General features: G+C 74.1%; 10 protein-coding genes and 1 pseudogene. 6 read left to right on the top strand and 5 right to left on the bottom strand.

Annotated features, from left to right (window positions below; genetic code table 11):
• Window positions 1–175: 175 nt before the first annotated feature.
• From GA0115240_RS37890 to GA0115240_RS07500, 5 genes and pseudogenes are all read left to right on the top strand, one after another.
• The gene (locus tag GA0115240_RS37890; protein WP_237554690.1) at window positions 176–535 is read left to right on the top strand and encodes a hypothetical protein; all 360 of its coding nucleotides are present in this window, start codon (window positions 176–178) and stop codon (window positions 533–535) included.
• Entirely contained in the window at window positions 421–1,503 is a 1,083-nt protein-coding gene (locus tag GA0115240_RS07515) for a cation:proton antiporter (RefSeq protein WP_237554689.1), read from the top strand. The genes GA0115240_RS37890 and GA0115240_RS07515 overlap by 115 nt, the downstream gene beginning before the upstream one ends.
• A 77-nt stretch (window positions 1,504–1,580) precedes the next feature.
• Window positions 1,581–2,213, top strand: a complete 633-nt coding sequence (locus tag GA0115240_RS07510) for a helix-turn-helix domain-containing protein (protein WP_093735875.1) — start codon at window positions 1,581–1,583, stop codon at window positions 2,211–2,213.
• Window positions 2,210–2,446, top strand: a complete 237-nt coding sequence (locus GA0115240_RS07505; RefSeq protein ID WP_093735874.1) for a DUF6126 family protein — start codon at window positions 2,210–2,212, stop codon at window positions 2,444–2,446. The genes GA0115240_RS07510 and GA0115240_RS07505 overlap by 4 nt, the downstream gene beginning before the upstream one ends.
• A 417-nt stretch (window positions 2,447–2,863) precedes the next feature.
• Window positions 2,864–3,971 (top strand): annotated as a pseudogene (locus GA0115240_RS07500) (PP2C family protein-serine/threonine phosphatase).
• A gap of 18 nt (window positions 3,972–3,989) precedes the next feature.
• On the opposite strand, the gene GA0115240_RS07495 reads toward GA0115240_RS07500, so the two are convergent.
• On the bottom strand, window positions 3,990–4,679 hold the full coding sequence (locus tag GA0115240_RS07495; RefSeq protein ID WP_093735873.1) for a ribonuclease H family protein: 690 nt from the start codon (window positions 4,677–4,679) through the stop codon (window positions 3,990–3,992).
• A 160-nt stretch (window positions 4,680–4,839) separates the two neighbouring features.
• Between GA0115240_RS07495 and GA0115240_RS07490 the strand changes: the two genes are divergently transcribed.
• Window positions 4,840–6,885, top strand: a complete 2,046-nt coding sequence (locus GA0115240_RS07490; protein ID WP_176725007.1) for a SpoIIE family protein phosphatase — start codon at window positions 4,840–4,842, stop codon at window positions 6,883–6,885.
• A gap of 63 nt (window positions 6,886–6,948) precedes the next feature.
• On the opposite strand, the gene GA0115240_RS07485 is transcribed toward GA0115240_RS07490, so the two are convergent.
• The 4 genes from GA0115240_RS07485 to GA0115240_RS07470 form a co-directional block, all read right to left on the bottom strand.
• Window positions 6,949–8,058: a PAS domain-containing sensor histidine kinase gene (locus GA0115240_RS07485; protein ID WP_093735872.1), complete on the bottom strand. Its 1,110-nt coding sequence runs from the start codon at window positions 8,056–8,058 to the stop codon at window positions 6,949–6,951.
• Window positions 8,055–8,741 carry a response regulator transcription factor gene (locus tag GA0115240_RS07480; RefSeq protein ID WP_093735871.1) on the bottom strand — a complete coding sequence of 229 codons (687 nt, stop codon included), beginning with the start codon at window positions 8,739–8,741 and terminating at the stop codon, window positions 8,055–8,057. Before GA0115240_RS07480 ends, GA0115240_RS07485 begins: the two co-directional genes overlap by 4 nt.
• Window positions 8,741–9,085 (bottom strand): STAS domain-containing protein, encoded by a 345-nt coding sequence (locus GA0115240_RS07475; RefSeq protein ID WP_093735870.1) that lies wholly within the window; start codon window positions 9,083–9,085, stop codon window positions 8,741–8,743. Before GA0115240_RS07475 ends, GA0115240_RS07480 begins: the two co-directional genes overlap by 1 nt.
• Before the next feature lie 112 nt (window positions 9,086–9,197).
• Window positions 9,198–10,565, bottom strand: a complete 1,368-nt coding sequence (locus GA0115240_RS07470; protein ID WP_093735869.1) for an NAD(P)/FAD-dependent oxidoreductase — start codon at window positions 10,563–10,565, stop codon at window positions 9,198–9,200.
• Window positions 10,566–10,637 lie beyond the last annotated feature (72 nt).

The following is a 10,637-nucleotide window of genomic DNA, read 5'->3' as shown; positions in this document are numbered from 1 at the left end:
GGACGCCGGAACCGCCCCGGACGCCGGCGGCCAGCCGCCGCCGGGCTGTCCGCACCGCTGATCCCGGCGGCGGCCCGGACGACGCCCGCCGCCCGGCCGCCCCCCCTCTCCCGCTCCCTTCCCCCGCCCCCACCGCCCACCGCCCCACTGCCCCATCGACGAAGGGCCGTCCGCCATGTCCGCCACGTCGCTCGGCACCGCCTTCCTGCTCGCCGCTGTCGTCATCCTGGTCACCTGCCGGGTGGTCAGCTGGGCGCTGCGGCCCCTGCTGCAACCGCCGGTGGTCGCGGAGATGCTGGCCGGGGTCCTGCTCGGGCCGTCCGTCCTCGGGCTGCTCGCCCCCCGCCTGGAGCACGCGGTCTTCCCGGCGGATCTGCGGCCGGTGCTGTATGTGGCCGGGCAGCTCGGTCTGGCCCTGTCATGTTCCAGGCGGGATACGAGTTCCGCGTCGACCGGATCCGGCCGGTCGCGCGGTCGGCGGCGGCCATCTCGGCGGCCGGGATCGCGGCGCCGCTGGCGCTGGGCGCGGCGCTGACCTGGGCCGTCCGCGACTCGGTGCACGCCTCCCCGCCGGGTGTGCCGACGTACATCTCCGCGCTGTTCGTCGGCGTCACCTTGTCGATCACCGCCTTTCCCATGCTGGCCCGGATCATCACCGAACGCGGTCTGACCGGGACGGTGTTCGGTACGGTCTCGCTGGCGGCGGGCGCGCTGGACGACGTGGTGGCCTGGGTGATGCTGGCCGGCGTGATCAGCTTGTCGCGGGGCCGTTCGGGCCCGGTGCTGCTGGCGGTCTGCGGCGGGCTCGGCCTGGTGCTGGTGCTGGCGGTCCTGCTGCGGACACGGGACCGGCTGGCGCGGGCGGCCGACCGGCTGGAGCCGCGGCAGCTGGTGCTCGGCGTGGTGCTGCTGCTGTGCCTGTCCGCCTGGTACACCGACCGGATCGGCCTGTACGCGGTGTTCGGCGCCTTCAGCCTCGGCGTGGCCTTCCCCCGGTCCCCCGGCATCGAGCGGGCGATCGGGGCGACGGCGCCGCTGAGCAACGCCCTGCTGGTGCCGCTGTTCTTCACCTACTCGGGTCTCAACACCGATACGGGGCTGCTGGGTGACCCGGCGCTGCTGTCCTTCGCCGCGGGCTGCATCGTGTGCGCCGTGATCGGCAAGTTCGCGGCGTGCTGGCTGGCGGCGCGGGCGGCCGGGCAGAGCGGGCCGGTGGCGCTGCGGATCGGCACCCTGATGAACGCCCGGGGTTTGATGCAGCTGATCGCGATCAATGTGGGGCTGGCCGAGGGGATCGTCTCGCGCTCGATGTTCACGGTGCTGGTGCTGGTCGCCCTGGTGACGACGATGATGGCCACGCCCCTGCTGGCGTTGTGGGACCGGCTGGACGGCGGCCTGCCCGCCGCGGACGACCCGCTGCCGGCCGGACCGGCCCGGGCCGAGCAGGCCGCGTCGGCGGCGGTCGGGGCGGACAGCGGGGCCGGCGGCGGCGACCTCGGCTGAGCTGCGGCTTTCCGGCAATCTTTGCCTCTGAGGCAAGACTTTTGCCTCAGAGGCATGAAGGCTGATTCCATGGATCCATGGACGAAACCGAACCCGCGGTACCGGCCCTTGCCGAGGAGCTCGTCCTCGTCCCCCGACTGCGCGAGCTGCGGCGGGCCGGCGGGCTGACGCTGGAGTCGGCGGCCCAGCGGCTCGGGCTGTCCGCGGCGCACCTGTCCCGGATGGAGTCCGGGCTGCGCCAGCCGTCGCTGCCGGTACTGCTGGGGCTCGCCCGGTTGTACGGGACCACCGTCTCCGACCTGATCGGCGAGACCTCGGCCGAGCCCGACCCCATCGTACGCGGCGACCGGATGCCCGCGGTGGCGGCCGGCGGCTGGACCTACTGGCGGGCGGGCGGCACCGGCCGGGCCATGCAGGCGTTGCGGGTGCACGTACCGGCGGGCGCCCAGCGCGCGCTGGTCCGGGTGCACCCGGGCGAGGAGTGGCTCTACGTCACCGCCGGCGAGCTGGAGCTGACCCTCGGGGACCGCACCCACCGGCTGGCCGCCGGGGACTCGGCACACTTCGACTCGCAGGTGCCGCACCGGCTGGCCGCGGCCGGGACGCCCGGCGTCGACCTGCTCTTCCTCCACACCCTGATGCAGAGCGAGACCTCGGCCCTGTGCATCGGGCCGCGGGAGACCACCGACAGTCTGGGAGACCGGCGATGACCACCAGCGAGACCGAACCCACTGCTGAACCGACCGCCCGGCCCGCCGCCGTACCCGCCGCCGTACCCGTCACCCCGCCCGCCACCCCGCACCCCGCTCCGGCCCGCACCACCAACGGCAGCGAGCGGCGCAAGGAGCGCGGTGTGGTGCTCCGGGTCCTGGTCTATGTCGTCGTGGCCCACCTGATGGCCTTCTACCTGTGGCTGATGTTCGCGGTGCTCGGCAAGCACTGAGCCGCAACGACACGGTGCCCGGTTCGCGGAGTGCGGGACGCGGCACAGCAAGCCGTGATCGAATGGGCCTCTCGCCCACGGCACACGGCGAACGGCACCGGCGGCACAGGAAAGAAGGCATCGATGACGCTGCCCACGATGCATCCGCACCCCCCTCACCCCCGCGCCCTCCCGCCCGGCCGATTGATCCGGATCCGGAACCGGTAACGGAAGGTGAAGCCCGGGCAGGCGGCCGGCGGTGGCGGCCCTGGCCTGGTGGGAACGGGGTAAGGAGAGGTGACGGTGCTGCGACGAGTCCCGGACGGCCGGCGCCTCCAACGGCGCGCGGAGGCCGTCCTCGGCACGTCCATCGGCGGCGGGCCACGCGCCGACGAGCGTCCGGTGCCGCTGCCGCTGACCGTGCTGCCCTACGCGGTGATGGCGCTGGTCGCGGTGGTCGACGGGGTGGCCGGCGCGAGTGTGGGCCTGCTCCCGCTGGTCTCCCTCGGCCCGGCGTTCGCCGGTCTGATCGGCAGCTGGGTGCGGACCGCGGTGATCGGGGCGCTGGCGGTCGCCGTGGTGTGCGCGCTGGGCGTGGCGGACGGGCTGTTCGCCGAGCGGCGCGGCTTCGCCGCGATCGGGGCGGTGGTCGGGGTGACGGTGGCCGGCATGATCGCCGCGATCACCCGGCAGCGCCGCGAGGCGGAGCTGGCCAGCGTGCGGTCGATCGCCGAGGTCGCGCAGCGGGTGCTGCTGCGGCCGGTGCCGGCCGAACCGGGGCATCTGCGCGCCGCCGTCTCCTACACCTCGGCGGTCGCCGAGGCGCGGATCGGCGGCGACCTCTACGAGGTGGTGGCCTCGCCCGCCGGGGTCCGGGTGATCATCGGCGATGTGCAGGGGAAGGGCCTGGAGGCGGTGGAGACGGCCGCGGTGGTGCTGGGCGCGTTCCGGGAGGCGGCGCACGACGAGAAGACCCTGGAGGGCGTCGGCGAGCGGGTGCAGCGCGCGGCCGACCGGACGGTGAGCGGGGAGAAGTTCGTCACCGCGCTGATGGCCGAGATCAGCCCGCAGGACGGCACGACGCTGCTGAACTTCGGCCACCCGCCGCCGATGGTGGTCTCGCCGGACGGCACGGTGGTCTTCCCCGAGCCGCCGGCCTACTCCCTGCCGCTCGGCCTCGGGGTGGACCGCGGGGAACCGGCGGTCCCCTTCGCGGTGTCCTTCCGGCCCGGTGACCAGCTGTTCCTGTACACCGATGGCGTCACCGAGGCCCGGGACGCGGCTGGCAGCTTCTACCCGCTTGGCTCGCGGGCCGGGCTGTTGTCCGCGGCGGATCCGCAGGACGCCCTGGAGGCGCTGCGCACCGATCTGATCCGGCACACCCGCGGCCCCCCTGCACGACGACGCGGCGATGCTGCTGCTGCGCCACCGCGGACCGGGCACCGGGCCGGCCGCGGGCGCCGCCGGCGCGCGGATCACCGACATCCGGGGCGGGCAGGCGGGGGCGGCGGGCGACGCCGGTCCGTCCGGGCCGGCGGGCCCGTGAGGCGCTCCCGTTCGCGGGTCAGCGGCAGTCGGGGTGGCCCCAGCCCTTGTCGTTCTTGGTGATCGGCTCGCCGGCCGCGTAGGAGCGGCCGCAGCGGCAGGTGCCGGGGTACTTCGCCTTGAGGGTGCGCGCCGGGCCGGGCGCCTTCTTGCCGGCGGCGACGGTGACGACCGGGCCGGCCGCGGGCCCCGCGGCGGAGATCCGGTTCGCGCTGGTCGGCGAGGGCGGAGGCTCGGGTGAGGCCAGGGCGCTGCCGGCCGGCTGCTGGACGACGGCGGCCTGGCTGGCGGCGCGGTCGGCGAAATCGTTGAGCGGGTCGCCACCCACCTGGTGGGCCGGTACGTAGCGGAACTCGACGGCCCGCCCGGTGAGCAGCTCGTCGATCCTGACCACCAGGTCCTGATTGGCCACGGGCTTGCCGGCCGAGGTCTTCCAGCCCTTGCGCTTCCAGCCGGGCAGCCAGGTGGTGACCGCCTTCATGGCGTACTGGGAGTCCATCCGGATCTCCATCGGCGTGTCCGGCGCGACAGCGGCGAGCAGCCGCTCCAGCGCGGTCAGCTCGGCCACGTTGTTGGTGGCGGTGCCCAGCGGCCCCGCCTCCCACCGGACCGGTTCGTCCGACCCGTCGCCGATGACCCATGCCCAGCCGGCCGGTCCCGGATTGCCCTTCGATGCCCCGTCACACGCGGCGATGATGCGCTCGACCACCCCCCGATCATGCCAGCCCGCGGGGGCAGTCCGGCACATCGCCCCCGGAGTCGGCCCGGCACCGGTTCCGATACGGCTTTCGCGCCTCCCGGACTGCGCGCGGGGCGACGGCGACGGAGCATGGGGGTACGGGCACGCGAACCGGATGAAGGGGCGTCGGATGGGCGGTGGACGAGACGAGCCCGCGCCGGACCGGGAGCCGTCGGACCCCACGCCCTCGGGCCCGGGAGCAGCGGGCCGGCGGACGCCCGGCCGGGACCGGCAGAACAGCCAGGACGGGCAGGACGCGCAGGACCACGAGGATCAGGAGGGACAGGAGGGACAGGACGGGCGGGGCGAGGTTGCCGGGGACGCCGCGGAAGGCAGCGCCCAGGACCCGGACATTTTCGAGCTGCGCCAGATCGAGGCACTCAACCGGCTCAGCCACGAGCCGCCGTCCGAACGGGAGCGGCCCGAGCCGGCGCCCGGCGAGGCGGCCGTCCCCCTGCCCTCCCCGCTGCCCGGTACGGCTGCCGCGGCCCGGCGCCGGGACACCGCGCTGCTCGGCGCCGGGCACGACCTGGCGGAGGCCGACTCGCTGGCCGACGTGCTCAGGGCGCTGGCGCAGCTGCGCTCACCGGGCTTCGACCTGGACGGGCTGGCGGTCTTCGGCGTGACGGAGAAGTTCCTGCACGGGCTCGGCCAGTACGGCTTCCGCAGCGGGGAATCGGAGCCCACCGTCCGGATACCGATGACCACCCAGTACCCGGCCGTGGAGGTGGTCAGGACCGGTCGCCCGGTGTTCCTGTCCTCCCGGGAGGAGTACCGGTCGCGCTACCCGTCGACCTGGTCGCTGACCGAACCCAGGGACCGCGCCTCGTGGGCGTTCCTGCCGCTGGTGACGGCCGGCCGGATCACCGGGGTGTGGATGGCCAGCTTCGCGTCCCCGGTCGTCTTCGCCGCGGAGGAGCAGGGCCTGCTGATGTCGACCGCGCGGCTGGTGGCGCAGTCGCTGGAACGCACCCGGACGGGTGAGGCCGAGCTAGCCCTGTCCCGGGGGCTGCGGCAGAGCATGGGGTCGGCGGCGCCGGCCTCGGCCGGGCTGAGTGTGGCCACCCGCTATGTGCCGACCGGTGGCGGGCTGGTGGTGGGCGGCGACTGGTACGACAGCATCAACCTGCCGACCGGCCGGCTGGCGCTGGTCATCGGGGACGTGCAGGGCCACGACGTGCACGCGGCCGGCCTGATGACCCAGCTGCGTACCGCCGTGCACGCCTACGCCGCCGAGGGGCACGGCCCGGACGCGGTGCTGTCGCGGGCCTCGCGCTTCCTGGCCGCCCTGGACGAGGACCGCTTCGCGACCTGCATCTACATCGAGGCCGATCCGGCCACCGGTGTCATGCAGATCGCCCGGGCCGGCCATCCGCACCCGGTGCTGCGGATGCCGGACGGCACCTGCATGATCAAGCACATCCGCGGCGGCCTGCCGCTGGGCCTGATGTCCGAATCGGACGACTACCCGATCAACGTCCTGGAGCTGCATCCGGACGAGGTGATGCTGCTGTGCACCGACGGGCTGATCGAGACCGGCGGGCACGACATGTACACCGGTTGGGTGCGGGTGCGCGACGCGATGTCGCCGGGCCCGCCGGAGGATCTGGAGGGCATGGCCGACCGCCTGATCCGGGCGGTCGGCAGCCCGCTGTCCGGGGTGGAGGACATCCGGCTGTCGCCGCGCAACGAGGACGACATCGCGCTGCTCCTGCTGCGCCGGGAGCGCGGGGTGCCGGAGCGGGCCGGCCCCGACCGGCGCCTGGTGCTGACCATCGAGCAGGACCAGGCCCAGGGCCTGGCCGAGGCGCGTACCGAGCTGAAGTCGCTGCTGCACGACTGGGCCCAGCCGGACCAGGTGGACACCGCGGGACTGCTGGCGTCCGAACTGCTGGGCAACGTCCTGGTGCACACCGACCAGCCGGCGGCGCTCATCGCGACCGTCACCGGCCCGCCGGGGCGCCGCACGCTGCGGGTCGAGGTGACCGACGGCGGCGACGAGCTGCCGCACCAGCGGGCGCCGGGCGAACTCGCCTCCTCCGGCCGCGGTCTGATGCTGCTGGACATCCTGTCCGACCAGTGGAGCGTGCGGCCGGACGCGGAGGGCAAGACGGTGTGGTTCGCGCTGCACGAGGACAGCGGCTCCGGCGAGGGGGGCGGCGGGCCGGCGGCGTAGCGCGGGAGAGTGGCGGGGACCGGCGGCCGTCCGGGGCCGGGGGCGGCGGCGCTGGTACTGGGGTCAGCGCGGGGCCGGCAGGTCGCCGATGTCGCCGGCGGGCAGGTCGGGCACCCAGAACTCCACGGTGGTGCCGACGCCCGCCTCGCTGCGCATGGTCCACCAGCCGCCGGCCGTCTCGGCCCGCTCCCGCATCTCCATCAGGCCGAAGTGCGGGTGGGCCGCGTCCGGCCGCCACGCGCCGCCGTCGCCGTCTCCGTCACCGTCGTCCGCGACGCTGGTCAGCAGCCCGCCGTCGACCGTGGTGAGCCGGAGCCGCACGGTGCCCGCGCGGGCGTGCTTGCGGACGTTGAGCAGGGCCTCCTGGACGATACGGAAGACGGTGACCGCTGTCTCCGGCGCCGGTTCGCGGTACAGCTCATGGGTGAAGGCGGGGACCAGGCCCCAGCCGCGCACCACCTCGTCGAGGTGCAGGGCGAGGGACTCGACCAGGCCGTGCCGGTCGATGCCCGGCGGGTGCAGCCGGAAGGTCAGATTGCGCAGCCGGCCGACGGTGTCGCGGACCGCGGCGTCCAGCCGGGCCAGCTCGGCGGCGTACGGCTCGGCGGCGCGGTCGGCGAGGAGTTGCAGCCGCATGCCGACCGCGACCATCGACTGGATGGAGTCGTCGTGCACGTCCCAGGCGATCCGGCGGCGCTCCTCCTCCTGTGCCCGCACCAGGTGGGCGAACAGCCGGCGCCTGTCGCTGAGCGCCTGTTCCGCGGCGCGCCGCTCGGTCATGTCGCGGGTGACCTTGCCGAAGCCGCGCAGTTCCCCGGCCTCGTCGAACAGGGCGGTGATCACCACGTTGGCCCAGAAGCGCGAGCCGTCCTTGCGGATGCGCCAGCCCTCGTCCTCCAGCCGGCCCTCGGCGACCGCGATCTCCAGCTCGCGGTGCGGCTTGCGGGTCGCGATGTCCTCGGGCGGATAGAAGACCGAGAAGTGCCGGCCGGTGATCTCCTCGGCCCGGTAGCCCTTGATCCGCTCGGCGCCCGCGTTCCAGCTGGCGACATGTCCGCCGGGGTCGAGCATGAAGATGCCGTAGTCCAGCACCCCTTGGACCAGCAGCCCGAAGGCGGCCTCGGAGGGGGCGGCGACGGGGCGGCCCGGGCCCCTGCCGGCGGGCGCGGTCATCGCAGCAGGCCCTCGCGGCGGGCGGTGGTGACGGCTTCCAGCTGGGAGCGGGCCCCCAGCTTCTCCAGCACCCGCTGGATGTGGTTGCGGGCGGTGTTGAGCGCCACACCGAGGCGCCGGCTGATCTCGGCGCTGCCGAGCCCTTCGCCGAGCAGGTCGAGTGTCTCCCGCTCGCGCGGGGTGAGGGTGGCGCCGCGGCCCGGGGTGCGACCGGTGAGCCGGTCGAGTACGGCGCCGAGCAGGCCCTTGCTGAAGGCCATCTCGCCGGCTGCCACCCGCCGGACGGCGTCGCGCAGTTCACTGAGGTTGTCGGCCTTGAGGATCAGTCCGGAGCCGCCCGCCTCGGCCACCTGGGTGGCGGCCGAGGCCGAGGCCTCACCAGCCAGGACCAGGACCTGGCAGCCCGGCGCGGCGGCCTTGAGCCGGGCGATGGCCCGGATGCCGTCGCCGTCCGGCAGCCGTCGGTCGAGCAGTACCACGTCGGGGCGGAGCCGGGCGGTGTCGGCCAGCCCCGCCGCTATCGAGGCGCAGCGGCCGACGACGTCCAGATCGGCGGCGCGGTCCAGGGCCATCCGGATCGCCTCGGCCACCATGTCGTGGTCCTCGACCAGCAGGATCCTGATGCCCGCGACAGGACGGGCGGGCCGGGGGGAGGACGACCGGGACGACGGGGACGACGGCATCAGAGAATCCTCGGCGGTAGGCGCTGCCGGTCCGTGGCGAACACCTCGTCGACGCCGACGAGGGTGAACAGACGGGCCACCTGGGGGCGGACGTTCTCCAGGCGCAGTTCCGCGCCGAGACCACGCGCCGAGACCGCGGCCTCCAGCAGCACATTGAGGCCGGCGCAGTCACAGAACCACAGGTCGCGCAGGTCGAGCAGCACCCGGCGCGGGCGCCGGGCGTAGCAGTCGGCCAGCGCGGCCCGCAGCTGGGCCGCGCCGTCCAGATCGAGCTCGCCGATGAGCGCGAGGGTGCTGACGGGAGCAGCGCACTCCGCCCTGACCTGGAGCGCCGGGGCGGTCATGGCTCGATCCCTGTCTCTGTCTGTGCGGAGGACACCAGGCCAGCCTAGTGAATCTGCACTAGAGGCGAAACCGGTCCCGGCGCGGCGGCTGCCGCTCGCGACGCTCCTCGGGCTACTGACGTGCGGTCAGGCCGGCCGCGTGCCGGCGAATCTCCTCCTGGGTCAGGTAGGAATCGGTGTACTCGAAGTCGCGCAGGGCGGCCGGAGTGCGGGACAGGAAGCCGGTGCGGACGAAATCCTCGCCGGCCACCGCGTTGAGCATCCAGTTGGTCAGCACCCGGGTCTTGGCCACGTTGGTGCGCAGCGCGGACCAGTGGTAGCCGCGGGCGACGGCCTGGGCGAGCATGCCGCGCAGTTCGATGCCGAGCGGCTTGGAGACCGCGTCCCGGCCGCCGAGGTCCACGACCAGGCCGAGGTCCTTGTGGACGTACGGGCGCAGCGGCTGCCGGCGCAGCGTGGCGATCACATTGTCGGCCACCACCCGGCCCTGGCGCATGGCGTGCTGCGCGGTGGGCGGGCACACCGCCCCGGCGTCCGCGCCCTTGGCCAGGTCGGGGACCGCGGCGGCGTCGCCCAGGGCGAACACCCCGTCGACGCGGGGCACCGTCATCTCGGCGTCGACGGCGAGCCGGCCGCGGACCGTCTCGGCCTGCAGGGTGGCGATCAGCGGGCTGGCCACCACGCCCGCGGTCCAGATCAGCGTGCGGCAGGGCAGCACCCGGCCGTCGGTGAACGTGACCTCCTCGGGGCCCGCCTTGTCGATGGAGACGCCGAGCGAGACCTCGACACCGCGGTCGCGCAGGATCTTCAGTGCGCTCAGGCCCAGCTTGTCGCCCAGTTCGGGCATCAGCTTCGGCGCGATGTCGATCAGATGCCACTTGATCAGCCTCGGGTCGAGGCGGGGGTAGCGCTTGACCGCGTCGGAGGTCAGCCGCTGGAGGCAGGCGGCGGTCTCGGTGCCCGCGTAGCCGCCGCCGACCACGACGAACTGCAGCCGCGAGGCACGCTCGGCCTCGTCCTGGCTGGCGTCGGCGAGGTCGAGCTGGGCGATGACGTGGTCACGGACGAAGGCGGCTTCGGCGAGGGTCTTCATGCCGCGGGCGTTGTCGGTCAGGCCCGGGATGTCGAAGGTGCGGGTGACGCTGCCGGGGGCCAGCACGATGTAGTCGTAGGGCTCGCTGATGATCTCGCCGGTGATCTTGCGGATCACGCAGACCTTGGCGTCGGTGTCCACACCGACGGCTCCGCCGGGGATGATCGGGGTGCGGAACCGGCCGCTGCGGCGCAGCGAGACGGCGATCGACTGCGGGGTGAGGACGCCGGAGGCCACCTGGGGAAGCAGCGGCAGATAGAGCTGGTAGGAGAACGGCGTCACCAGCGCGATGTCGGCCTCGTCGGGCCGGAGTTTGCGTTCCAGTCGCCGTATGCACCCCACCCCGCCGAATCCGGCTCCCACGACAAGGATCTTCGGTCGTGCCACGTTGTCCGTCCCTTCTTGGCCCAGGCGGTCGTACGCACACCTGCCCAGTGGAGCGCGGCCCCTCACCTCCTG

The organism is Streptomyces sp. DvalAA-14, from assembly GCF_900091855.1.
Lineage (GTDB): Bacteria > Actinomycetota > Actinomycetes > Streptomycetales > Streptomycetaceae > Actinacidiphila.
This window is presented reverse-complemented; position numbering and strand designations above follow the sequence as displayed.